19 protein-coding genes are annotated in these 24,215 nt (G+C 49.2%); 13 read left to right on the top strand and 6 right to left on the bottom strand.

Going from position 1 to position 24,215, the window contains the following annotated elements; translation table 11 throughout:
* Window positions 1–147: 147 nt before the first annotated feature.
* Window positions 148–1,440: a cell division protein FtsZ gene (gene ftsZ, locus H6G46_RS14155; RefSeq protein WP_010872126.1), complete on the bottom strand. Its 1,293-nt coding sequence runs from the start codon at window positions 1,438–1,440 to the stop codon at window positions 148–150.
* Between the two features lie 249 nt (window positions 1,441–1,689).
* Window positions 1,690–2,499 (bottom strand): cell division protein FtsQ/DivIB, encoded by an 810-nt coding sequence (locus H6G46_RS14160; RefSeq protein ID WP_010872127.1) that lies wholly within the window; start codon window positions 2,497–2,499, stop codon window positions 1,690–1,692.
* A 114-nt stretch (window positions 2,500–2,613) separates the two neighbouring features.
* On the opposite strand from H6G46_RS14160, the gene ctpC reads away from it, so the two are divergent.
* Together ctpC and H6G46_RS14170 are read left to right on the top strand one after the other, a co-directional pair.
* Window positions 2,614–3,885, top strand: coding sequence for a carboxyl-terminal processing protease CtpC (ctpC, locus tag H6G46_RS14165; protein WP_010872128.1), 1,272 nt, complete (start codon window positions 2,614–2,616; stop codon window positions 3,883–3,885).
* 47 nt (window positions 3,886–3,932) lie between these two features.
* Entirely contained in the window at window positions 3,933–4,598 is a 666-nt protein-coding gene (locus H6G46_RS14170; protein ID WP_010872129.1) for a Uma2 family endonuclease, read from the top strand.
* A gap of 104 nt (window positions 4,599–4,702) precedes the next feature.
* On the opposite strand, the gene rsmH is transcribed toward H6G46_RS14170, so the two are convergent.
* The gene (gene rsmH, locus H6G46_RS14175) at window positions 4,703–5,596 is read right to left on the bottom strand and encodes a 16S rRNA (cytosine(1402)-N(4))-methyltransferase RsmH (RefSeq protein WP_010872130.1); all 894 of its coding nucleotides are present in this window, start codon (window positions 5,594–5,596) and stop codon (window positions 4,703–4,705) included.
* Window positions 5,597–5,752: 156 nt separating this feature from the next.
* Between rsmH and H6G46_RS14180 the strand changes: the two genes are divergently transcribed.
* The 4 genes from H6G46_RS14180 (at window position 5,753) to H6G46_RS18500 (ending at window position 9,111) form a co-directional block, all read left to right on the top strand.
* On the top strand, window positions 5,753–6,229 hold the full coding sequence (locus H6G46_RS14180; RefSeq protein ID WP_010872131.1) for a DUF4168 domain-containing protein: 477 nt from the start codon (window positions 5,753–5,755) through the stop codon (window positions 6,227–6,229).
* Window positions 6,230–6,257: 28 nt separating this feature from the next.
* Window positions 6,258–6,686 (top strand): urease accessory protein UreE, encoded by a 429-nt coding sequence (gene ureE, locus H6G46_RS14185; RefSeq protein ID WP_010872132.1) that lies wholly within the window; start codon window positions 6,258–6,260, stop codon window positions 6,684–6,686.
* A 224-nt stretch (window positions 6,687–6,910) separates the two neighbouring features.
* Entirely contained in the window at window positions 6,911–7,864 is a 954-nt protein-coding gene (locus H6G46_RS14190) for a PRC-barrel domain-containing protein (RefSeq protein WP_010872133.1), read from the top strand.
* A 311-nt stretch (window positions 7,865–8,175) separates the two neighbouring features.
* The gene (locus H6G46_RS18500) at window positions 8,176–9,111 is read left to right on the top strand and encodes a hypothetical protein (RefSeq protein WP_223211349.1); all 936 of its coding nucleotides are present in this window, start codon (window positions 8,176–8,178) and stop codon (window positions 9,109–9,111) included.
* A gap of 269 nt (window positions 9,112–9,380) precedes the next feature.
* Here H6G46_RS18500 and pcrA read toward each other — a convergent pair whose 3' ends face one another.
* Entirely contained in the window at window positions 9,381–11,762 is a 2,382-nt protein-coding gene (pcrA, locus tag H6G46_RS14200; RefSeq protein ID WP_010872135.1) for a DNA helicase PcrA, read from the bottom strand.
* A 165-nt stretch (window positions 11,763–11,927) separates the two neighbouring features.
* On the bottom strand, window positions 11,928–12,449 hold the full coding sequence (locus H6G46_RS14205; RefSeq protein ID WP_010872136.1) for a bifunctional nuclease family protein: 522 nt from the start codon (window positions 12,447–12,449) through the stop codon (window positions 11,928–11,930).
* Between the two features lie 172 nt (window positions 12,450–12,621).
* On the opposite strand from H6G46_RS14205, the gene H6G46_RS14210 reads away from it, so the two are divergent.
* The 3 genes from H6G46_RS14210 to H6G46_RS14220 all read left to right on the top strand — a co-directional run bounded on the left by H6G46_RS14210 (window position 12,622) and on the right by H6G46_RS14220 (window position 16,434).
* Entirely contained in the window at window positions 12,622–13,545 is a 924-nt protein-coding gene (locus H6G46_RS14210) for a TIGR01777 family oxidoreductase (RefSeq protein WP_014407090.1), read from the top strand.
* A 68-nt stretch (window positions 13,546–13,613) separates the two neighbouring features.
* Window positions 13,614–14,840 carry an ABC transporter ATP-binding protein gene (locus tag H6G46_RS14215; protein ID WP_010872138.1) on the top strand — a complete coding sequence of 409 codons (1,227 nt, stop codon included), beginning with the start codon at window positions 13,614–13,616 and terminating at the stop codon, window positions 14,838–14,840.
* 106 nt (window positions 14,841–14,946) lie between these two features.
* Window positions 14,947–16,434, top strand: coding sequence for a serine/threonine-protein kinase (locus tag H6G46_RS14220; protein WP_010872139.1), 1,488 nt, complete (start codon window positions 14,947–14,949; stop codon window positions 16,432–16,434).
* Window positions 16,435–16,439: 5 nt separating this feature from the next.
* Here H6G46_RS14220 and H6G46_RS14225 read toward each other — a convergent pair whose 3' ends face one another.
* On the bottom strand, window positions 16,440–17,186 hold the full coding sequence (locus H6G46_RS14225) for an HAD family phosphatase (protein WP_010872140.1): 747 nt from the start codon (window positions 17,184–17,186) through the stop codon (window positions 16,440–16,442).
* A gap of 111 nt (window positions 17,187–17,297) precedes the next feature.
* On the opposite strand from H6G46_RS14225, the gene purC reads away from it, so the two are divergent.
* From purC to H6G46_RS14245, 4 genes are all read left to right on the top strand, one after another.
* Window positions 17,298–18,092 carry a phosphoribosylaminoimidazolesuccinocarboxamide synthase gene (purC, locus tag H6G46_RS14230; RefSeq protein WP_010872141.1) on the top strand — a complete coding sequence of 265 codons (795 nt, stop codon included), beginning with the start codon at window positions 17,298–17,300 and terminating at the stop codon, window positions 18,090–18,092.
* Window positions 18,093–18,304: 212 nt separating this feature from the next.
* Window positions 18,305–20,890, top strand: coding sequence for an IAP75 family chloroplast envelope protein translocase (locus H6G46_RS14235; RefSeq protein ID WP_010872142.1), 2,586 nt, complete (start codon window positions 18,305–18,307; stop codon window positions 20,888–20,890).
* 114 nt (window positions 20,891–21,004) lie between these two features.
* Window positions 21,005–22,648, top strand: a complete 1,644-nt coding sequence (prfC, locus tag H6G46_RS14240; protein ID WP_010872143.1) for a peptide chain release factor 3 — start codon at window positions 21,005–21,007, stop codon at window positions 22,646–22,648.
* A gap of 47 nt (window positions 22,649–22,695) precedes the next feature.
* Window positions 22,696–24,192: a SulP family inorganic anion transporter gene (locus H6G46_RS14245; RefSeq protein WP_010872144.1), complete on the top strand. Its 1,497-nt coding sequence runs from the start codon at window positions 22,696–22,698 to the stop codon at window positions 24,190–24,192.
* Window positions 24,193–24,215: the final 23 nt, after the last annotated feature.

Below are 24,215 nucleotides of genomic sequence, written 5' to 3' on the forward strand. Positions count from 1 at the left end.
CAATACCAAGGGAATTAGTAGGCTAGCAAACAAAAAGCGCAAATCGATCAACCTCTTTAGTTTGAGACAACAATTAGAGGTTAGTAGTGTAGCCTAAGAGACTTTCTTGGTCAAATTATTTGGTTCCCACCAGTAATCCTGGGGAACCTAACGGCGGGGAAAACGCCGCTTCTGGAGAAAATCAGGAATGTCTAACTCCGGGGCCATGGGAATTTCCCCTAGGGGATCTTCTGGTGTTGTTGTTGATGGCACTGTCTCCACTCCGGCAGGGGGGCCGCTGAGCACAGGTTTGCTGCTGGTTTTTGCTTGGGGTTTTTCTTTTTCACCGTTGAAGCCCGTGGCAATGACGGTAATTCTCATTTCTCCCTGCAGGCGATCGTCAATCACCGCTCCAAAGATGATGTTGGCATCGGCATCCACCACTTCATAGATAATTTCAGCCGCAACATTAACTTCGTGCAGGGTCAGATCGGTTCCACCAGTGACATTAAATACGACTCCTTTAGCTCCCTGGATAGAAGATTCCAACAAAGGAGAGGAAATGGCCGCCGTGGCCGCCTCCTTGGCCCGGGACTTGCCGGAACCCACCCCAATGCCCATTAATGCGGAGCCAGCATCGGCCATCACCGCCCGCACGTCCGCAAAGTCCACATTCACCAAACCGGGGATGATGATAATGTCGGAAATACCCTGTACCCCCTGGCGCAGAATATCATCGGCTACCCGAAAAGCTTCCTGGAGAGGAGTTTCGGCGGGAATAACCGACAAAAGTTGGTTATTAGGAATCACAATTAGGGTATCGACCCGCGATTGGAGAGCATTAATGCCTTCCTCAGCTTGCTTAGCCCGTCGTCGGCCTTCAAAGGTAAATGGACGGGTGACAATGCCCACCGTCAAACAGCCCATTTCTTTGGCCACCTCGGCCACAATGGGAGCTGCTCCAGTGCCAGTGCCGCCCCCCATGCCCGCAGTAATAAAGACCAAATCCGTACCCTCAAGGGAACGGGCAATTTCATCCCGGGATTCCTCCGCCGCTTTTTGCCCGATCGCCGGATTACCACCGGCCCCCAAACCCCTGGTGAGTTTTTGGCCAATTTGAATACAATCCGGGGCGTTCGTATTAGTTAATGCCTGGGAATCGGTATTAATTGCCCAAAAGTCGATGCCCGTCACCCCACTGGCAATCATACGGTTGACAGCATTGCAACCGCCTCCCCCAACGCCGATCACTTTAATTTTGGCAATGTTACTAGGCACAATCTGATCCCTTTTTAGGTTAGGACTAGGGCTGGCAAAAGTAGGTGTTTCTACCAAAGCCTCCAACGGTTCATTGTCAACGATGGAGGACGAAAATAAATCATCTAACCCCTCCGTTCCATCATTGAGACCACTACCGGTAAAACCTATGTTATTTAGGGGTAAATCATTATTGAGCGTCATTGCAGGGGGGAAGTATTAGGGGAGCAAAATGAGCAAATTCTTAGGGCGCAAAAGCAACCACAGGGAGAGCAACGCTTCCGAAGCAGCAGGGTATTGAAGCCTTTTTACGACGACAGAGATCCCCTCGCCCAAGCACAAATCCCAGCGGTCTATCGTCCCTACACTAGGCATATTGAGCAAATTTGTCAATGTGAATCTGAGCTTTTTCCCTCTATCACGGGAGAATGGCTGGAGTGGAGGGTAAAAATATTAGGGTTTGTTGACGGCTGCTTTTTCCTTGGGGGGTTGGGGACGAAGTTGAATGCTGGGACTGTCTGGATTTGTGAGGTCAATAAATAGTAAACGTTCCTTGGGCACCCGACTGGGCAAATTCTGCATTTTTTCTAAAACCTGTACTTGTTGCCCGAAGCGAGAGAGGTCAGAACCTATGAAAACTAAACCTAAATCCGTTGTCAGACTTATGTTACTGGGGTTGTTGCCGTTAATAATCCGGATATTGACAGGGGACTGTTGAATCAGAATTTGATGGGTTTGCCAAAAACTGCGGTATTGGGGGCCGTAGCCCAAAAATTGCGGGGTTTGGGGCAGGGTTTTTCTGACCGCCTGGCTGTAGAGGGAGGCAGGAATATAATTTCCTTCCCCGTCTAAATAGCCCGGACCCTGATCCGCCACGGCGATCGCCACCGGTTGTCGTTCCTGTACGGCCACATTTACCTGGGCCGGAAATAACTGTCTAGTGACTTCTACTCTCAGGAGGGCCGGATTTTTTGCCAGTTCATCCCCCAAGGCCTGGGTAGAAAGTTGCCAAACCGCCTGGGGATATTCCAGGTCTAAATCTTCGTATAACGTTTCCCTAGAGACTAGCTTATTGCCCAAAAACTCCACTTGGCGATCGGAGCGGATAGACCATTCTGGCCAGCTCATCACCCACACCATGCCCCCCGTCAAACCACAAACACAGACAAATTGCCAGCAGGAGCGCAGACGCTTCCAACGCCTCTGCCACATCAGTTGTTCCCGGCGATTTTTCAGGGAATCAGACACAACTAAATCCGTCATGGGAGTTCAATAACCATCATCTCTGAAATGTTATAACCTAGGAATCAAGGACTCTAAGCACCGCCCTAGGGTTTATTTTCTTAACTAATCTTCACCAACTGTCCGGTAAATCCCATGTTGAAACAAAAACGCAGTCTGATTTTGGGAACTACAGCTCTGTTATTGACAACAGTGGCGGTGACGGGGGTTGGGTTGCGATTGGCCCGCTCCCAGGGCTACCTACAGGATAATCCCAAGGAGCTGGTTGACGAAGTTTGGCAGATTGTCAACCGCACCTATGTAGATGGTACTTTCAACGGTGAGGATTGGGTAGCGGTTCGCCAGGATTATCTAACACGGGACTACAAAAACCAGGAAGAAGCCTACACCGCCATTCGGGAAATGCTGGAGAAGCTAAATGACCCCTACACTCGCTTCATGTCCCCCGATGAGTTTCAATCAATGCGTATCGACACTTCCGGTGAATTGACCGGGGTGGGTATTCAAATCACCCAGGACCAGGATACGAAGAAAATTGTGGTGGTGGCTCCCATCGAAGATACCCCCGCCTACAACGCTGGCATTCTTTCTAAGGACGTAATTACCAAGATTGACGGTAAGTCCACCGATGGCATGGAAGTAGATGACGCAGTGAAGTTAATTCGGGGTAAGCCCGGCACCAGTGTGGTGCTCACTATTGAGCGGGAAGGGCAGGCGATCGAATATCCTTTGACCCGGACTTTAATTGAAATTCATCCAGTGCGGGCCCAAGTGGAAGATATTAATGGTGCCAGGGTTGGTTATATCCGTTTAAATCAATTCAGTGCCCAGGCTTCGGAGGAAATGCGCCAAGCAGTGCAGAAATTGGAAAAAGAGAATGTGGTGGGCTACATTTTCGACCTGCGTTCCAATCCCGGTGGTTTGCTTTATTCCAGTGTGGATATTGCTCGCATTTGGTTGGATGAAGGGGGCATTGTGTCCACCGTCGATCGCCGAGGGGAAGTGGAACAACAAAGTGCTAACAAGCGGCAGTTGAGTAACCGTCCCCTAGTGGTGTTGGTGGATGGTGGTTCCGCCAGTGCCAGTGAAATCGTCTCCGGGGCCTTACAGGATAATCAACGGGCCGTCATTGTGGGCACCAAAACCTTTGGTAAGGGATTAGTACAATCGGTGCGGGAATTGGGGGATGGTTCCGGTATGGCAGTGACGATCGCCAAATATTTAACCCCCAACGGTCGGGACATCAATAAACATGGCATCGACCCCGATGTGGAAGTAGAACTCACCGACGCCCAGCGGAAGGAATTGCAACAAAATCGGGAAAAAGTAGGCACCCTGGAAGACCCCCAATTTGCCAGGGCCTATGAAGTGCTAATGCAACAGGTGAACAAAACCGCTTCTAAGTAGCTTAAGTAGGTTGAACGAGCTTGTACAATTTCATTCGGTAAAAGTCTATGGTTCAAACTGCCCTACTTCCCCTCGACTTTCCCGATCTATATCCGGAATCCGACGGTAAACCCATGGCTGACAATACCCTGCAGTATCACTGGATTGTCCGTTTGGTGACCAATCTTAAGCATTTATTTCAGGGCAAAACAGTCTTTGTAGCGGGGGATTTACTTTGGTATCCCGAACAAGTGGCCAGTCCCCCCGCACCCTGCCAGGCACCCGATGCCATGGTGGTTCTGGGAAGACCTGATGGGGAACGACACAGTTACAAACAATGGGAAGAAGACCATATTGCTCCCCAGGTAGTATTTGAAATTCTTTCCGAGAGTAACAGTGCCAGGGAAATGCTCCATAAGCAAACGTTTTATCGGCGGTATGGAGTATTAGAGATGTTCTTTTACGATCCAGAGTCCTATGACTTTTGGGGTCAGGCGCGTTCCCACCCAGATGCAGAATTTAAAACCATCACCCTGCTCAATTTTCCCTGGACTTCTCCAACCCTAGGAATTCGCTTTGAAATGTTTGCCGATGGCTTGAAACTGTTTTTCCCCAACGGAGAGCCATTTAAAGATCCAGAAACCCTTTTTGAAGAAAGGGATCAGGCTCAACAGGAAAGAGACCGAGCTTTTGCTAAATTGCGGGAATTGGGTATTGACCCTTCTACCCTGTAAATTACCGTTTAGATTGGAACAATTATTCCACTAAGACTATCTGACGTGTAAATCCACAACCGGCAGAAAAAATCAGCAATTTTGGTTTGACTTTCCCCAATTCCTTAGATTTTTTCGGCCCAACGTAATTTGGCGGAACGGGCCCGGGGATTTTGCCTCTGCTCTTCTTCTCCGGCAATAATGGGCTTTTTGGTCAGCACCCGTAAATTTTCCGTTTCCCGAAAACGGTGCTTAACAATGCGGTCTTCCAAGCTATGAAAACTGATAATGCCGAACTTTCCGCCGCTTTTGAGCCAATGGGGAGCTTGGGCAATGAATTTTTCCAGGGAACCTAATTCATCGTTCACTGCAATGCGTAAACCTTGGAACGTCCTGGTGGCAGGATGGATGCGCCCATGGCGATATTTTCCTGGTACCCATTTGGTGATCGCCTCTGCTAAGTCGGTAGTGGTTTGGAAGGGACGTTGTTCGACAATTTGCCGAGCAATACGTCGGGAAAGCCGTTCTTCGCCGTATTCATAAAAAATGCGGGCTAAATCTTTTTCGGACCAGTGGTTAATAATTTCAGCGGCGGTGAGATCCTGGCTTTGGTCCATCCGCATATCCAAGGGAGCAGTGTGGCGAAAACTAAAGCCCCGATCGCCTTGATCAAGTTGGGGAGAGCTTACTCCTAAATCTGCGATGATGCCGTCAAATTGCTCGAGTTGACCGGGAAAATCAGCAAAGTTACCTTGCCAAGTGTTAATGCTTATGTCTTTGCGATCCGCAACTAAGGGTTGCAAACGTTCCATGGCGGCGGCGATCGCCTGGACATCTCGGTCGATCATAGTCAGGGCAAGGGGAATACCTAATTTCAGTAATCTTTCGCTGTGGCCCCCAGCTCCCACAGTGGCATCAAGGTAATAGCCACCGGGCTTTGGCTCCAGTCCTTCCACCAGGGCCGTGGGCAAAACGCTAACGTGATGAAAGTCTGCTATCGCCGTTTGTTTTAAGTTCATTCCTTCCATGGATTTGGCTCCCATCTACGTCCCCAAACGATCCCGCCTTCCCAGGGTAACAGCCTCCACGGAACTTATCCCCGGCAAAGTAATTCAAACAGAAAATGCAAACCATTAGGATTTTGTCATCCTATTCACCCGAAAGCGACTAGGCGCATGGTTATTAGCTCACGTCCCTTAAGCGGCTTGAACGGTGTTCTGAGTCGACTTTTTATTGCCAATACTCTCGCCTTCCTCGGCTTATTTGGGGGAATGGTGCCGGAGGTAAGTTGGCACCCCACAGCCCTTGTCTTTCGCTGGTCGGCCTATTCCCAGGAATTTTCCCCCGAGAGCATCAATCACTATGCTAAGGCAGTATTAGCCATTGAAGTAGAACGGAAAAAAGCCTTTGAGGAAATTCAAACCCTCATTGGCCGGGTTCCCCCCCAACTTACCTGCACCAATCGGGACAGTATCCGCAAGTTACCCCGCAACGCCCAGGCGATCGCCGTTAATTTTTGCAATCGTTCCAAACAAATTGCTGAAGAAAGCGGACTCAAGCCGGGAGAATTTAATCGCATCACCGAAGCCGCCAAGAATAATGCCAACCTGAAAACCCAAATTCAACGGGCAATCATTAATCTCCGCCGTTAGTCCCCGACAAATTCTTATTTAATACTCCATGGTGATTTTTGATCATCGCCTAGAAACAGTACCCGATGCCACCACCTGGGACCTCCCCCTCACCGCCGAGGAAAGGGGTCGCACCCGCTATCGTTTTGATAAACCTGGCTTTCCGTCTCTATTTATTCAATTGCCCAGGGGAAGTTTTTTACGTCCAGGGGATTGCCTCGGCTCTCCCACAGGGGAAACGATTACTATTTTGGCAGCGGATGAACCTCTGCTCCATCTCACCAGTGGCGATCGCCTTATTTTGTTGAAGGCCGCCTATCATTTGGGTAATCGCCATGTGCCCCTAGAAGTGAACTTGGATTATCTGCGATTGGCACCGGATCCGGTATTGGCTGATATGCTCCGGGGTTTGGGGGTCAGGGTAGCGGAAATAACTGCGCCATTTTTTCCAGAACGGGGGGCATTCCACAGTCACTAGGATGGCTTTTTGCCCTTAAATAAGCATTCCTAGCAATTTTGCCCAAGAAAATCAAGCCATTCGCTACAATGTTTTCATGAAGTAAAGTAAACTGACTGGCAACAACTTTGCGCTGGCCATTCCCGACTCCGTTCCCAATGCTTTCTGTAACGTAATTAATCAAACCTCAATCCTCCCAACCTCAGTTTTAACTCCCCTCTGACCACGGCGATCGCCAAACCACAATGACCATTGATAACATCCGTCTTAGAAACGAATTTATTAACACCGAAGTTATTACCCGCAGCAGCGGCAAAAAACTGGGGGTAGTCAAAGAAGTGCTAGTCGATGTCGATCAGCGAGAAATTGTCGCCCTGGGACTGCGGGACAACTTTTTGTCTTTAACCGGGATGCCCCAATATCTTTACCTGAACAGTATTGTCCAAACCGGGGACGTGGTCTTAGTAGAAAACGATGATGTTTTTGAATTGGTGGAAGTGGACCTCTATTCCCCTCTGGTCAATAGCGAAGTGGTTACTGAAACGGGAGAACCCCTGGGTAGGGTAAGGGATTTTCAGTTTGACCTCGCCACTGGCAAAGTTTCCTCCATTATCATCGCTTCCTTGGGATTACCCCAAATTCCTGACCAACTTATCAGCACCTACGAGCTTTCCATTGACGAGGTGGTGAGCAGTGGTCCCAACCGTTTGATCGTTTTTGAAGGAGCAGAGGAAAGATTAAATCAACTCAGTGTGGGATTACTGGAACGCCTTGGCATTGGCCGTCCTTCTTGGGAACGGATGGAAGAGGATTTGTATTATCCCCCCACTACCCGCCCTGAAAATCAATTGGGCAGTGGCATCCCCGTGCGGCCACCGGTACAAGTCCGTCAACCGGAGCCCGTGTTGGAAGAGCGTTGGAACGAGGACGATTGGCAAGATACCCGCCCTGCGCCGCCCCCTCGTCGGGAAGTGGCCCCTCTGCGTTATCCAGAGCCGGAATATGAAGATGATTATGAAGTGGATAATTGGGGGGAAGCGTCTTCCCGTTCTTCTGCTCCAGAACCGGATTATGATTATGAAGATGGAGTGGCTGGCGATGTCTGGGACGACGATGAGGCCCCTGCTCCCTACAGCCCTCCCCGGGTGAATATTCCGGAAACCCGCCGGGAAAAAATGCCTGAATATTATGAAGAATAGTCTCTGATTTAACTAGTCTTGCGCCTTTGTTCGGTTATTCGTATTGTAAGTAACGTGAGTTCGGGATAAGAAAGATGACTGACAATAGGCTACAAGCTTTACAGGTCAATACATTCGGGAATGACATCAGACTCGTGATTTGTGTTTTTGCATCCTCACAAGTGATTTTTTTGAAGTCCTGAAGCCCCAAATCCCCCAGTGTACTTGGCGAAAAAACCTCCATTGCAGTCAGAGCAATACTTCTAAGGATCGGCTTAACCCGAACTCACGTTAAATATTAACCCCAGCGTCTTTGCACTCGAACGACTACATTGACTCTCACCCTCTGGAAGCGTTTTCAATCCTCCGCCTCTAACCCTTTAATTTCACCCTGTGACCCTACCGAGCTCGATATCCTTGCACGCACAACCCTTCTTTCTCCCTGGCAGTTCTACCGCTACGTCTGCAACATTTGCCAGCAAAATGGGCATGAGCGTTTGTATTTCGGTCATTTGCCTTGTATTTTCTGTGATTATTTGCCAGAACCACTACTTCTTGCCTTTTTTGATCGCTTAGCAGAGAGTGTAGGAAGATCACCGCAGCCCTTCCCAAAAACAACTCTCCACCTTCAGAGTCTGCAAGGTACTCTGGAACTTCGCATCAGCCATGCTGGAAGTGGAATGATTGGACAGGTAGTTAGGCTTGACATAACATACCGGGAGAAGACGCACTCCTGGGCATTTAAAGCCTTTTTCGAACCGGATTTCGTCTGGCAACATGGCGTTTGGTCCGAGATACCAGTAGGAATATATTTGCGATCCCAGCATGTCACCCGTGACGTAGCGCAGTTCCATGCCGCTGGACTCACCTGGATGCTGTGTGAATGGATCGAACCGGATGATTGTCCTAAAACTCGCCCTGGACGCTCCTATGATAGTCTAGCTCAACAGCAGCAACTCACACCCCTTAATCCTCTCAACTATGCCAACTACAGTCGCCATGGCATTCGCCTTGATCTCGGTGGCATTCAAAAAATCTACTGGGGACGAAGAATTCGCGATTTTGCTTACACGCTGGTTTTCTATCACAGGCGAGTCCATCGGGAAGGATGGCGCTTTCTCAGTCCCTATCTTAATTGCTGGACTCTCCGCTACCTTCTGGCAAGGGTGAAATGGTTGCTGTTTCTAAGAAGACCAACGTGCGCATTTGAACAAAAAGTTACAGTTTCGGACGAAAAGCCTTCAAGGCAAGGGCCTCAAGATTCTTGAAGTGGAGCATGGCTTAGTATTCGCAACGGAAAAATTTTGGTAGTTAACGCGAGTTCGGGTTAAGCCGATCCTTAGAAGTATTGCTCTGACTGCAATGGAGGCTTTTTCGCCAGCTACACTGGGGGATTTGGGGCTTCAGGACTTCAAAAAAATCACTTGTGAGGATGAAAAAACAGAAATCATGAGTCTGATGTCATTGCCGAATGTATTGATCTATAAAGCTTTTAGCCCATTGTTCAGTCCTCTTTCTTATCTCGAACTCACGTTAGTCAAAGGCGGCGTAGAGGGGCGAAACTGGGGTCAATAATTTTCACACCAATGCCGGGAAATTTGATGGCCAAATTAGCTTTATGGCCTTTGCCTAAAATGTGGGTCACAGTGCCTTCTCCAAAATTGTTGTGCATTACCCGATCGCCAACATTCCAGATTAGGTCTTTAGCCGGTTGAGTGGACTGGGAACCAGTTTTTTTTCGGGCTTGTTTTTGGGCAATGGAAGGTCCCTTGGGATCGGCGGCAGGAGCATTGCGACCAGTTCTACGACCAGTTGAGCCATCGGCCAATAAATCCGGTGGTAATTCCTGGAGAAATTGGGACGGTATTTTGGTTTCTAAAGAACCCCAGATGTAACGCATGCGAGCATGGGTCAAAAAGAGATTTTCCTGGGCTCTGGTAATGCCCACGTAACATAAACGGCGTTCCTCTTCTAGATCCAAAGGATCATTTAAACTGCGGGCGTGGGGGCAAGTGCCCTGCTCCAACCCCACTAAGAAGACCACTGGAAATTCCAGGCCCTTAGCAGAGTGGAGAGTCATGAGGGACACTTCGTCTCCGGATTCCTCCAGGTCATCAAGGTCGGAAGTGAGGGATGCTGAAGCCAAAAAATCCACTAGGCTAGGGTCTTCACTTTCTGCTTCAAACTGTCGCACTGCATTGTCCAATTCCCCCAGGTTGGCCAGGCGATTATCCGCTTCTTCGGTGCCTTTTTGCTTTAAGTCGTCCACATAATTGGATTTTTCCAACACTAAGCTGAGGGCTTCCGACGCAGAAAGCTCACCAATTTGGCTTTGGATTTCCTGGAGCATGCGGGCAAATTGCAGGGTTTTTTTACCTGATCGCCCGGCCAGAGTATTCACCGAAGTTTCGTCGGTAATAATTTCCCACAGGGGAATGTCCAATTCCTTAGAGGCATTAACAAAACCTTCAATGGTGGATTTACCGATGCCCCGCCGGGGAGTATTGATGATACGCAACAAGCTGACCGTATCCGCCGGATTAACTAACACCCGGAGATAGGCAATGGCATCTTTAATTTCCTGGCGATCGTAGAAGCGAAAACCACCGACAATATTGTAGCGAATATTATTATTTAATAGCTGTTCTTCAAAGGCCCGGGATTGGGCATTGGTGCGATATAAAATAGCAAAATCACCAAAATTTAATTCTGGGTTATTTTTCCTTAAGCTCAGAATTTTATTAATCACAAAACGGGACTCATCCCTTTCATCATCCGCCTGGTAAAGGATAATATCATCTCCGCCACTCCGGGTAGCCTTGAGGATCTTGTCAATCCGTTGGCTATTATGTTCAATTAAATGGTTAGCCGCTTGGAGGATATTTTCCCGAGAACGGTAATTTTCCTCTAGTTTGACCATGGTGGTCGTTTCCCCATCCAACAGGCGATCGCCAAAATCCTCTTGGAAATTGAGCAGGATGGTAAAGTCTGCCATGCGGAAACTGTAAATAGATTGGTCTGCATCCCCCACCACAAAAGTGGAACGCCCCCGCCAATCCCACTCCGACTGCCGTTCTTCCCCATTGGTGCTCAGCAGACGAATTAAATCATATTGGATGCGATTAGTGTCTTGGTATTCATCCACCAAAATATGGTTAAATTTTCGGTGCCAGTAGCCTAAAACTGATTCATTTTGTTGAAATAAACGGGTAGGGATGAGAATTAAATCATCAAAATCTAGAGCGTTATTAGCGGCCAATTGATTTTGGTAAGCTTGGTAAACTTCCGCAATGACCCTACCTTTATAACTGGGATTTTCCCTTAGATAGGTCTCCGGTGATTGCCCGAGGTTTTTGGCATTACTGACCTGGTAGCGAATACTCTTAGGATTGAACTGTTTTTCGTCCAAATCCATATCCTTAGTGACAATGGTCTTAAACAAACTTTGCACGTCACTTTCATCAAAAATGGAAAACTGTTTTGTCCAACGGCGGCCACTGCTGTCCTGATATTTATCAATGTCGTAGCGGAGAATACGAGAACATAGACTGTGGAAAGTGCCAATCCAGAGGGGTTTCGTAACTGTTTTGTACACCCTGGAAAGCAACTGTTTTTGTTCATATTTCCCCAACAATTCCCACCGTTGGCTAAATTCCTGTTGGGCCCAGGCTTGGGCAAAAATCTTTTCCAAACGTTCCTTCATTTCCTTGGCGGCTTTATTGGTAAAGGTTACCGCCAGGATATTTTCCGGATTGATGCGATGCTGACGAATTAGATGGGCAATGCGGTAGGTTAGTGCCCTAGTTTTCCCTGAGCCGGCCCCGGCCACCACCAAAAGAGGGCCACAAAAATGCTCCACCGCCCGCCGTTGGGAAGGATTGAGGTGGGCAAGGTAGTCGGGGACAACAGTCATGGGCACAGTAACAGTAGGCTTAAGGTTCAATCAACAATTAAGTTTAGCAATCAACCAAGGGAAATTATTTTTTCGCTCTTTTCCGTTTCCATGGCAATCGCCCTTCGTTGAGAGATCTACAACCACCATTTATTAACCTGAACTAAATATTGCTTAATGATTTTGAGGGGGCTAACTATCGGATTCCGCCTCAAAGCTATCGGAACTTAGGCGAGCCTGTTTGATCAGGGTTTCCGGGCTAACATTGTCGAGAAAATCCCGAAAAGCTTGTCTTTCTTCTTCGTCCGCATCTCGATCCACGGGAATGGAAGCATCGGCCAACACTTCTTCCATCACCCAAATGGGACTGTCCATCCGCAACGCGAGGGAAATGGCATCACTGGGGCGGCAGTCAATTTCCCTAATTTGATCCCCCTGGGCACAACAGAGCACAGCGTAAAAGGTATTATCCTGCAGGGAATGAATAATAATTTTTTTGAGGTCCACATCCCAGGTGGTGAGGAGATTGACCATCAGGTCATGGGTGAGGGGACGGGTGGGCTTTTGATTTTCCAGGGCTCCGATAATCGACCGAGCTTGGTCTTGGCTGATATAAATGGGTAATGCCCGCCGTTCAGATCCATCCTTGAGCAATACGATGGGACTGCGACTTACCGCATCGAGGGCAATGCCAGCTACTCTCATCTCAATCATTGGGTAGATCCTCTGGGGAACATTGACAGCACAATGCAGGTTTTCATTTTAACTTACTCCTACTCCCCCCAGGGTCATGGCCAGTTGGTCACTAAGGACCGTTCCCCCTAAGATGGGGAGGGTTGTCAATTGTCAAAATCACATTACTGCTGGTGGTGGGAGACGTACATTAATGAAAATTATTTTGACTGGGGCGACGGGTTTTGTGGGGTGCTCTTTGGTGCCTCTACTACATCAACAGGGCCATGAGCTAACTTTGCTGGTGCGTAGTGTGTCTAAGGCCCAACGGTTATTTGCCCCCGGTAGTTTCCCCCAGTTAAAGGCGATCGCCTATGAAGCCACTAAAAGCGGGGACTGGCAAAAGGTCGTTGATGGCCAGGATGCGGTGATTAATTTGGCGGGGGAACCCATTTCGGAAAGATGGACAGAAGCTTACAAAGCCGAGATTTTTGATAGCAGAAAGCTGGGCACAGAAAAGTTGGTGGAGGCGATCGCCAAAGCGGATAGAAAACCCCAAGTAATGATTTCTGGGTCAGCCATAGGTTACTACGGCACCAGCGAGACGGCGACTTTTACGGAAAGTAGTAAGCCTGGAGATGATTTTCTGGCGGAAGTTTGTCAGGCGTGGGAAAATGCCGCCCACCAGGTAGAACAGTTGGGAGTTCGGTTAGTAGTTTTTCGCATTGGCATTGTGCTGGGGGCCGATGGGGGAGCGTTGGCCAAAATGTTGCCACCGTTCAAACTCTTTGCTGGGGGGCCATTGGGCAGTGGAGAACAATGGTTTTCTTGGATTGATCGCCGGGATTTAATTGCTTTAATTGATAAAGCTTTAACGGACTCAACTTTACGGGGAACGTACAATGCCACAGCGCCCAACCCAGTCAAGATGAAGGAATTTTGCCACACCCTGGGCAAAGTTTTGGCCCGTCCTTCCTGGTTGCCCGTACCGGATATTGCGTTGGAATTATTGCTGGGGGAAGGGGCCAAGTTAGTGCTGGAGGGGCAGGAAGTTTTGCCGGGGGCCATTAGCAAAACAGATTTTCAGTTCCAGGCTCCAGATTTAGAAACCAGTTTGCGGCAAATTTTAGGGAGTTAACCAATCCCCAAAATAGCCCCAATGAAGATGCTAGGATGCCTTGATGTAAATTGATTTCGGTTTCCGCTGTGGCCCAGGTAATTGTCGAAAATCTCTACAAAAGTTTCCCCGCCCAAGGCAAAAACAAAGCTAAAGACGGAGGAACAGTGAATGTGCTTAAGGCCATTAACCTGGAAATTGCCGACGGGGAATTTATGGTGCTGGTGGGGCCGTCCGGTTGTGGTAAAAGTACTCTACTGCGGCTCATTGCTGGTTTGGAAACCGTTACAGGGGGTAATATTCTCATTGGCGATCGCCGGGTAAATGATTTACCGCCCAAAGCCAGGGACATTGCCATGGTGTTCCAAAGCTATGCCCTCTATCCCCACCTGAGTGTTTACGACAACATTGCCTTTGGTTTGCGGCGCATGCTGGATCGGGAAAATAATCAGACTGAAGATAAATTCCCCCGCTGGGTAGGGGACAGTTTACGGGGCATTACCAAACCTTTGCCAAAATCTTTACACTACCTTTCTGCCCAGGAAAAAGTACTGGCTCAACGGGTCAACCAAGTGGCCCAACAATTGCAAATTGACCATTTACTAGACCGGCTGCCCAAACAATTATCCGGCGGCCAAAAGCAACGGGTGGCCCTCGGTCGGGCGATCGCCAGAAATCCCCAAGTCTTTTTGATGGATGAACCCCTGTCCAACCTGGATGCCAAACTAAGGGCAGAAACCCGCAGTCAGATTGTGCAAATTCAGCGGCAACTGGGCACCACCACCATTTACGTTACCCACGACCAAACCGAAGCCATGACCATGGGCGATCGTATTGCGGTGCTTAACCAAGGGGTAATTCAACAAATTGCGCCCCCCTTAACTTTGTACAATCAACCCGCCAACCGTTTTGTGGGGGAATTTATCGGCTCTCCTCCCATGAATTTTTTTACCCTCAAAGTGGCATCGGCTTCAGTGTTGCAACATCCTGCCTTTGCCCTCAATCTGCCGGAAAAGTGGCATGGACTGGTGGCCCCCTACGTAGGTCGTTCCTTGATCCTAGGGGTACGGCCAGAAAGTTTTATCCCTAGTACCGAAGGGTCCAACGCTTTTCCTGTCACAGTAAATTTGGTTGAAGCCCTCGGTAACGATACTTTTATCTATGCCCATTTAGTGACAGAGCCGGATCTCACCATCCAAGCCCGCATTGCCCCCGATCATCCCCTCCAGGTGGGGGAACAACTCTGGCTGACAATCAACCCCGAAAAAATTCATCTGTTCGACGCCAAAACTGAACAGGCGATCGACCAACGTTAAAGAAATCAACCCAAGCCCATTTTACCCACCATCCAGCCGAGGTTAATAGAAAAACAAGATAAACTGGGGCTGAGTCCGCCCAAACCTATCAGACCCTTACCAGCCAATGGATCTGCTCTGCACCCGCCCCGGTTGTGCCCGTTTAAATTCTTTTCCTGACCTGGATAATCGCAATACTCTGCAAACAGTACAACAAAGGTTTTGCACCAGTTGTCGGATGCCACTAATTTTGGCGGGCAGATATTTGCCAGTGAAACTCCTGGGACAGGGGGGCTTTGGGGCGGCCTATCTGGCCCTAGATCGATTTACCCCCACCATGCGTTTTTGTGTGGTGAAGCAATTTCAACCGTCAGGGAATTTAAATCAAGAGCAATTAGATTTGGCTTTGTCCCTATTTGAACGGGAAGCGGTGGTGTTGGAAAAGTTGGGCAATCGCCATGACCAGATTCCCGATTTATTTGCTTATTTTCCCCTGTTGGTGGACGATCCCCGCACTGGTAAACAGGATCAGTTTTTTTATTTGGTGCAGGAATTTATTAACGGTCAGGATTTGGAAAAAACCGTTGAAAAACATGGCCCCCTGTCGGAAGCGGAAGTGCGTTGGGTGCTGACGGAAATGCTAAAAATTCTTAGTTTCGTCCACGGCACCGGAGCCATTCATCGGGATATTAAACCGTCTAATTTAATGCGGGACCAAGAGGGCAAATTGTATCTGTTGGATTTTGGCGCAGTAAAGCAAGCAACCGCCGGGGTGGGGGCCAGTAACGAAGGTTCCACGGGCATTTACTCCATGGGTTTTGCGCCACCGGAACAGATGGCTGGTAACCAGGTTTATCCCGCCACGGATTTATATGCTTTGGCTGTGACCTGTCTTTACCTGTTAACGGGCAAAACAGCCCAGGATTTGTACGACGCTTACCATAACCAATGGAATTGGCGATCGCCTGGTTTGAAGGTGAGCCAGCCCTTGGCCGATGTGATTGACCGTTTGCTTTTACCCACTCCCAAGGACCGTTACGCCAGTGCGGAAGAGGTTTTGGCGGTGCTGAACGGCGGTAAAGGCAATCAGGGTAAAGCTCCGCCAGGGGCCACAGTTTCCACTCCCCAAGGTACCAATACCCAAATTCAACCAACCCCAGCAAGTTCTGCTTCTCCCCTAACAGCGCCAAAGACACCGGGTAAAATTAGCCAGGCGGTACAAAATTTGCCGGTTCTCAAAGTTCTGTTCCAAGGGGCTTTAACTGGTTCCGCTTTGGTTTTCTGGGGCATTATTGCTGTGAGCCTTTTTCCCCAGACCAATATTAGTTTGGGTATTTTGGGCATGGTGGTGGCGGGGATAATCTTGGCCCAATTCAAGCGTTGGTTAGAAGTAACGGAAATGTTGAGCCTCAATACCCTAACCATTCTGGCCCTATTAGCTGTGCCGGGTTTGAGCCGTTGGCCAAAGATTGTCGAACTAGCGACCCAACTTGATTTCCCGGTTCTAGTTACGGTCATTATTGCCGCTATTGCCGGGGCGATCGCCGTAGTAGCAACCATTGCCCTATTTTTACTAATTCTCAAGCTACTTTTTGCAGTTTTAACCAGGGTTTGAAGGATTCACACTGCCAGTTTGGGCCGGGAAAAAATCACCTGTAAACGGTCTAGATCCAACTCATCAAAACGGTCCACTGCCCAGTTAGCTTGCCTTTGCATAAAGTGATAGGGATAGGTATGGGCAATGCCAACCACGGCCATACCGGCTTTTTTCGCCGCTTCAATGCCGGCAAAGGTATCTTCGATCGCCAGACAATTTTCCGGTAACAGGGGAGCGATGTCATCGAGCAAGCTATCGGTCACCGCTTGGCTCTGCCGCCATTGATTGAGTTTGTGAATAGCCAGTTGATAGCCATCCGGCTGGGGTTTACTGCTGGCAATATCATCCCCCGCCACAATGACTGGAAAGTACCTTGCTAGCCCAGCCCGGTCTAATCCGTATTCCACCTCTGACCTAACGGCCCCCGTCACCAAGGCGATCGCCAATCGTCGTAACTGCAACTTTTCGAGAAACTCCTTCAGTCCGCCATAGATGGGCAGGGTTTCCAGGGCCACCAGTTTTTGATGGTAGCTCTCCGCTTTGCGGTCAATTAGCTTTTGCAAATAGGCTTCCGTTAACCCCCGGCCCCGATGCTCAAACAAATCCACCAAACAAGCCCGGTCACTGCGGCCCAAACAAAACTGTTGGTACTCCGCTGGAGTGAGGGGACGCAAATTCTCAGTCAACAATAGCTCGTCAATCAGACTGCGATGGATCGCTTCATCGTTGATTACCACGCCATTGAAGTCTAACAATACTGCCTTTAACATCTGATTGGCTCCTCTTTCTCCCTAGGCCAATGGGGTCATCAAACCCCACATCACCATGGTAATCTTTCCTTTCCTCCTACCAGGGATTAATGCCCATCTCCGCTAAAATCAGTGCAGATGTGGCCCCCAGAGCCCTCCATCCATTTTGGTAACTTTTCCATGGAAAAACTGTACGAAGGCAAAGCAAAAATCCTCTACCCCACCGAGGACCCAGATGTACTGCTAACTATTTTTAAGGACGATGCCACCGCCTTTAATGCCCAAAAAAAAGGCCAGATCCAGGGCAAAGGAGCCATTAACTGCGCCATTTCAGCGGCCCTATTCCGGTGGTTAGAAACCCTAGGGATTCCCACTCATTACATTGACTGCCCCCAAAATGACCAAATGTTGGTCAAAGCGGTGAACATCATTCCCCTGGAGGTTGTGGTGCGTAATATTGCCGCCGGCAGTCTTTGTAAGCAAACCGGTTTGAAGGAAGGCTTAGTACTGCCCAATCCGTTGGTGGAGTTTTATTTCAAAGATGATGCCTTAGGGGATCCCCTCCTGACCTGGGAACGGGCCTTGCTGTTGGGGGTTACCGATGAAGCGAGATTACAGACCCTAAAGGACTTGGCTTTGAATATCAATCAGCATCTGCAGAGGTTTTTTGCCCAGTGCGATATCACCTTAGTGGACTTTAAGTTAGAATTTGGCGGCGATCGCCAAGGGAAAATCATCTTAGCCGATGAAATTAGCCCGGATACCTGTCGTTTGTGGGATAACGCCCAGGCGGATCCCCAGGCCAGAGTACTAGACAAAGATCGTTTCCGGCGGGATTTGGGCTCAATTGAAGCCGCTTATCAAACAGTGGAAAAACGGGTTTTAAGCCAAATTGAACGCCTGCAGTCCCAAATGGGTGCCTTCTGATCATCGTTGCTTGGTGTGGAACCTTTCCAACGGGTCTGGGTCAACCTACCAGTTTAAAACCTTGCACAAACGGCTTGTCAGGAAACCGACAGGACTCGATAATGGGCAAGCAATCGCGGCGAATCTCTAGCCATCGCGGCGTTGTTTTTGGGTATTTTTCCATACCCCCCGTGTCCGTATTAATATTAATGGCTTGAATTGGGTGTCAGGACGTGTCAAACCAGAACAAAAGCGTGATTCTTTCTCCTTACTATCGACTTCTTTTGTTAACCAGTGGTCTTGTTCTGGGGGCATCTCCAGCCCAGGCAACTCAGGCATTTTCCCCCCTAAATATGTTGGCCGATGGGGACAACACGGAGCTATTAGTTTCGCCATCTTCAGAACTTAATTTCCCCGGCCCCACTTCCGAGTCAGAAGCTTCTAATTATTCAACTCTCCAGGAAGCTGCCCCCTCCGTCATAAACGCCCTCAATGGCGAGAATGGCGAGATCAGTGTTATCCCTCCTGAAATTGAGCAAATTGACGGCGATCGCCTGGGCCAGACAATGGAGATTAGTGCGGGTAATTTAGATGTCGGGGTTGATGATTTGCCCCCCATGGCCCCCGTTGATTCCGCGGAATTAGCTCAAGCTAACGAATTACCCCATGGCAATGCCGTTGCACAGGTTGCTCCAAGGGTAGCCCAGGTAGAACAGGAAAATTTAATCGCCGAAACAAAGACCGATAACCAGACCGATCACGTTGAGCCGCAATCACCACTGATGGCCCAGGCCGCAGTGGAAGAAGAAGTTGAAGCGGTAGAAATGGAGGCAACGGAGGAAACCACCGGAGTAACGGAAGAAACGCCGGAGGAAACTCCCTCTTTTACCCCCGATGCCCCTCCCACTAACACCGAGGGAACCCCGGGACCCACCCAGACACTGCCTAGTTTTACCCCTCCAGCCAGTCCTAGTACTACTACCCCAGCCCCAGCCGAGGAAGAACCAAGGGTATTGGTCAGTGAAGTATTGGTTACCGGCACCACCCCGGAACTGGAGTTGCTGGTTTATAACGCCATTCGCACCCAACCAGGCCGGACCACTACCCGTACTCAGTTGCAGGAGGACGTCAACGCCATCTATGCCACCGGCTATTTTAGTAATGTGCGGGTAGCCCCCAGTGATACCCCTCTAGGGGTGAGGGTGACCTTTGAAGTCCAGGCTAACCCCGTTTTCACCGGCTTGAACATACGCACAGTACCGGAAACGGCCGAAGGCAAGGAACGAATTCTGCCCCAGGAAGTGGTGGACGAAACCTTTGGGGAACAGTACGGCAAAATTCTCAACCTACGAGAATTACAAGAGGGCATTAAAACCATCAATGAATGGTATTCCAACCAGGGTTATGACCTGGCCCAGGTGGTGGGGTCTCCCCAGGTGGGGGCTGATGGCCAGGTAACCTTGGTCATTGCCGAGGGCATTGTGGAGAATATCCAAGTGCGCTTTTTTGACTCGGAAGACGAGCCGGTGCAGGGCAGAACCAGGGATTTCATCATCACCAGGGAAATGCGCTTGAAGCCGGGGGACGTTTTTAACCGCAATCGAGCCCAAACGGACTTACAGCGGGTGTATAGCCTGGGACTGTTTGAAGATGTCAGGTTATCATTTAATCCCGGCAGTGATCCCACTGAAGTAATTGTCAACGTTGATGTAGTAGAAGGCAATACGGGATCGATCGCCGCCGGGGGGGGGATCAGTAGCAGCAGTGGGCTATTTGGTACCATCAGTTACCAGGAAAGAAATCTGGGGGGCAACAACCAAACCATTGGGGTGGAAGCCCAAGTAGGTCAAAGGGAGTTGTTGTTTGATGTTAGCTTTACCGACCCGTGGATTGGTGGCGATCCATTCCGCACTTCCTACACTGCTAACCTTTTCCGCCGCCGGACCATTTCCCTCGTTTTTGACGGGGCTGATTCTTCCATTCGTACCTTTAACGGCTTTGACAGTCCTAGGGTTGTACGTACTGGTTTAGGGCTGACCTTTTTTAGACCGATCGCCGATGATGTGTTTGCCCCACCGGATTGGCGTTTGTCAGCGGGTTTTGGCTATCAAAATGTCCGCATTGAAAATGCCGCCGGGGCCCTGTCTCCCTTTTCTGCCCCTTTAAATGGTTTTAATTCCCAGCCCCTGTCCTTCAGTGATTATGGGGTGGATGAGCTGTTTACCCTCTCCTTTGGTGCTTCCCAGGATAATCGCAACAATGCTTTGCAACCCACCAGTGGTTCCCTAGTGCGCTTTGGGGCAGAACAAACTATTCCCGTTGGCACCGGCAACATTATGATGACCCGGTTGCGGGGTAGTTATAGCTACTACATTCCAGTTAACTGGCTGGATTTGACCGGCTTTGGCCTTGTGGAATCCACCCAGCCCCAAACGGTGGCTTTCAACGTGCAAGCGGGAACTGTGCTGGGGGATTTACCACCCTATGAAGCTTTCATTTTGGGGGGTAGTAACTCCGTGCGGGGTTATCAAGAAGGGGAACTGGGCAATGGTCGTAGTTTCTTCCAAGCTACGGCAGAATATCGTTTTCCCATTATCGCAGCGGTGGGAGGAGCTTTGTTTGTGGACTACGGCTCTAACCTTGGTTCCCAGGGCGCTGTACCAGGTTTTCCGGCGATCGTTAGAGGTTTGCCCGGTTCCGGTGTGGGCTACGGTTTAGGGGTAAGAATCCAGTCCCCCGTAGGGCCCATCCGCATTGACCTAGGCTTTACTGGAGAGGGAGAATCCCGCATTAACTTCGGTATTGGCGAGAAGTTCTAGGGCAAAACCCAACCCACCATTGGACAGATCCGCTGTTAACTTGAGACAATGTTTGCAGCTAGAGCCTAGAAAGAGTGGGCCCATTGCTAATGCCCGCTTATTTTTTCCCATCGCATGCAAACTTCCCCATCTTCCACTGCGCCGTGTGCGGACAAAGCCCTGGACGATCTTTTGAAAGAGGTCGATCGCCGTCGTAATTTTGCCATCATTTCCCACCCCGATGCGGGGAAAACTACCCTAACGGAAAAATTGTTGTTGTATGGGGGCGCAATTCAGGAGGCGGGGGCCGTGAAAGCTCGCCGTAGTCAGCGCAGTGCCACGTCCGACTGGATGGCCATGGAGCAACAGCGGGGTATTTCCATCACTTCCACCGTGCTGCAGTTCGACTACCGGGGCAAAATTCTTAACTTGTTGGATACCCCAGGGCACCAAGATTTTAGTGAAGATACCTACCGTACCTTGGCCGCAGCAGACAACGCGGTGATGTTAATTGATGCCGCTAAGGGGTTAGAAACCCAAACCCGCAAACTGTTTGAAGTGTGTCGTCTGCGCCATCTGCCCATTTTCACTTTTATTAACAAGCTCGATCGCCCCAGCTTGACCCCCCTGGAATTGATGGACGAAATTGAACAGGAATTGGGCATGAACACCTATGCGGTCAACTATCCCATCGGCACCGGCGATCGGTTTCGGGGCGTTTACAACCGTTTAACCAAAACTATCCATTTGTTTGAGCGAACGGGCACCCACGGCAGCAAAAAAGCTGCGGATCAGACCATGGCCCTAGATGATCCGGCCCTGGAATCATTGCTAGGTAGTGATGTGTACGCCGAATTTCAAGATGAGTTGGAATTAATCGAAGAAGCGGGGGCCGAATTTGATTTAGCCGCCGTCCATGGCGGAGAAATGACCCCGGTATTTTTTGGCAGTGCCATGAATAACTTTGGCGTAGAACTATTTTTGCAAGCGTTTTTGCAGTATGCCGCTAAGCCCGAAGCCCATGACAGTAACCGAGGAACTATTGAACCCACCTATGAAGAATTTTCCGGTTTTGTCTTTAAACTCCAGGCCAATATGGACCCTAAACACCGGGACCGCATTGCCTTTTTGCGGGTTTGTTCTGGTAAATTTGAAAAGGATATGGTGGTAAAACATCCCCGAACGGGCAAAACAGTGCGTTTATCCCGACCCCAAAAACTTTTTGCCCAGGAACGGGAATCGGTGGACATTGCCTATGCGGGGGACGTGATTGGTTTAAATAATCCGGGGGCATTCACCATCGGCGATACGGTTCATACTGGCGAAAAAATAATTTATCCCCCCATTCCATCCTTTTCTCCTGAGCTATTTGCCTATCTCAGATCCACCGATCCTAGTCAGTATAAAAACTTTAAGAAAGGGGTATCAGAGTTACAGGAAGAAGGGGCGGTGCAAATTCTCCAATCCCTGGATGAAAGTAAACGAGATCCTATTTTGGCCGCGGTGGGACAATTGCAATTTGAAGTGGTACAGTATCGCCTCCAGGAAGAGTACGGAGTAGAAACCAGATTAGAGCCCCTTGGTTTTTCCCTGGCCCGCTGGGTGGTGGAAGGTTGGGATGCCCTGGAAAAAGCGGGACGGTTATTCAATACGGTGGTGGTCAAAGATCGCTGGGATGCGCCAGTTTTACTGTTTAAAAATCAGTGGAATTTGGAACAAGTGGCAGGGGATTGTCTTGATTTAAAACTAAGTGCGATTGCCATTCCCCCTTCCTTATAAAAATTCTCGCGAAAAATCTTGTAAAAGACTAAGTTTTAGACCGAATAATGATCAATTGGACGATATTAAAGCGGGAGTGGTTTCGCAATACCAAGGAAGATTTGTTGGCCGGGGCTGTGGTGGGTTTGGCCCTTATCCCCGAGGCGATCGCCTTTTCCATCATTGCTGGGGTTGACCCCAAGGTGGGACTTTATGCTTCCTTCACCATTGCTGTGTTGACGGCCTTTTTTGGTGGGCGATCGGGGTCTATTTCTGCCGCTACAGGGGCCATGGCCCTATTAATGGTGGATTTAGTCAAAGACCACGGTTTGCAGTACCTGCTGGCCGCCACCGTACTGACGGGAATTTTTCAGGTTTTGTTGGGGGTTTTTAAAGTTGCTAAGCAAATGCGCTACGTCCCCAGGGCGGTGGTGTTGGGTTACATCAATGCTTTAGCCGTGTTGATTTTTTTGGCCCAGCTACCCCAGCTAGACCCGACTAAAGTTAGTCAATATTGGTTAGTTTATTTAATCTTGGCCTGTTCCCTAGCAATTATTTATATTCTGCCCACGTTTACCAAGGTTTTTCCCTCTCCTTTGGTGGCTTTATTTGTGATGACCAATGCCACTATTTTCTTGCAACTAGATGTGCCCACTGTGGGAGATATGGGGGAGTTACCTGGGAGTCTACCAATTTTTTTACTACCCCAAATTCCCTTTAATTGGCAAACTTTACAAATTATTTTGCCCTATTCCCTTACCCTGGCGATCGTTGGGTTGCTGGCTTCCTTTTTAACCGCATCTTTAGTGGATGAATTGACCGATACCCCCAGCGACAAAAACCGCGAAGCCAAAGGCCAGGGTATTGCCAATATTGTCACTGGTTTTTTTGGTGGCATGGCGGGCTGTGGCATGATTGGCCAATCAGTCATCAATGTGCAATCCGGCGGTCGGGGCCGGTTATCCACCTTTGCGGCGGGAATTTTTCTCTTAATTGCTATTTTGGGGTTAAAGGACTGGGTGCAACAAATGCCCATGGCAACCTTAGTAGCTGTGATGATTATGGTTTCCATTGGCACTTTTCGTTGGTCTTCCCTGCGGGACTTCCGTAAAATTCCCCAGAGCGAAAACATTGTTATGTTCACCACCATGGGGCTAATTATTATCACTCGTAACTTTGCCCTGGGGGTGGCGGCAGGCATTATTATGAGTACGATCTTTTTTACCCGCAAAATTGCCCAACTTGTTTTTGTGGATAGGGTTTTAACAGAGGATGAAAACCACCGTATTTATAATGTCTCTGGTCAAATTTTCTTCGTTTCCAAAGAAGAATTCCTTGAAGCCTTTGATTTTGACGAATTGGTAGACCGGGTTACCATCGATTTAACCCATGCCCATCTCTGGGACCAGGGGGCAGTGGGCACAGTGGAGCAAATCATGACCAAGTTCCGGCGCAATGGCATTGATGTGGAATTGGTGGGTTTAAACGGAGCGAGTGCGACCCTTTGGCAAAAATTGATCAAGGAACCGGAACTAAAACTGATTAATTCTTCTGCTGAAAATTAAGGTTTGATATCAGTACTGAACTA

Origin of the sequence: Synechocystis sp. FACHB-908, assembly GCF_014698595.1 — a bacterium.
In the GTDB taxonomy this organism is placed as follows: Bacteria; Cyanobacteriota; Cyanobacteriia; order Cyanobacteriales; family Microcystaceae; genus Synechocystis.

What these genes read in the sequence shown, in the direction of transcription:
- ureE (WP_010872132.1), top strand. Translation starts at nt 6,258, where the DNA reads ATGGTGATTTTTGATCATCGCCTAGAAACAGTACCCGATGCCACCACC.
- ftsZ (WP_010872126.1), bottom strand. Translation starts at nt 1,440, where the DNA reads ATGACGCTCAATAATGATTTACCCCTAAATAACATAGGTTTTACCGGT.
- H6G46_RS14180 (WP_010872131.1), top strand. Translation starts at nt 5,753, where the DNA reads ATGGTTATTAGCTCACGTCCCTTAAGCGGCTTGAACGGTGTTCTGAGT.
- H6G46_RS14210 (WP_014407090.1), top strand. Translation starts at nt 12,622, where the DNA reads ATGAAAATTATTTTGACTGGGGCGACGGGTTTTGTGGGGTGCTCTTTG.
- ctpC (WP_010872128.1), top strand. Translation starts at nt 2,614, where the DNA reads ATGTTGAAACAAAAACGCAGTCTGATTTTGGGAACTACAGCTCTGTTA.
- H6G46_RS14225 (WP_010872140.1), bottom strand. Translation starts at nt 17,186, where the DNA reads ATGTTAAAGGCAGTATTGTTAGACTTCAATGGCGTGGTAATCAACGAT.
- rsmH (WP_010872130.1), bottom strand. Translation starts at nt 5,596, where the DNA reads ATGAACTTAAAACAAACGGCGATAGCAGACTTTCATCACGTTAGCGTT.
- H6G46_RS14220 (WP_010872139.1), top strand. Translation starts at nt 14,947, where the DNA reads ATGGATCTGCTCTGCACCCGCCCCGGTTGTGCCCGTTTAAATTCTTTT.
- H6G46_RS14160 (WP_010872127.1), bottom strand. Translation starts at nt 2,499, where the DNA reads ATGACGGATTTAGTTGTGTCTGATTCCCTGAAAAATCGCCGGGAACAA.
- H6G46_RS14190 (WP_010872133.1), top strand. Translation starts at nt 6,911, where the DNA reads ATGACCATTGATAACATCCGTCTTAGAAACGAATTTATTAACACCGAA.
- prfC (WP_010872143.1), top strand. Translation starts at nt 21,005, where the DNA reads ATGCAAACTTCCCCATCTTCCACTGCGCCGTGTGCGGACAAAGCCCTG.
- H6G46_RS14170 (WP_010872129.1), top strand. Translation starts at nt 3,933, where the DNA reads ATGGTTCAAACTGCCCTACTTCCCCTCGACTTTCCCGATCTATATCCG.
- H6G46_RS14205 (WP_010872136.1), bottom strand. Translation starts at nt 12,449, where the DNA reads ATGATTGAGATGAGAGTAGCTGGCATTGCCCTCGATGCGGTAAGTCGC.
- H6G46_RS14245 (WP_010872144.1), top strand. Translation starts at nt 22,696, where the DNA reads ATGATCAATTGGACGATATTAAAGCGGGAGTGGTTTCGCAATACCAAG.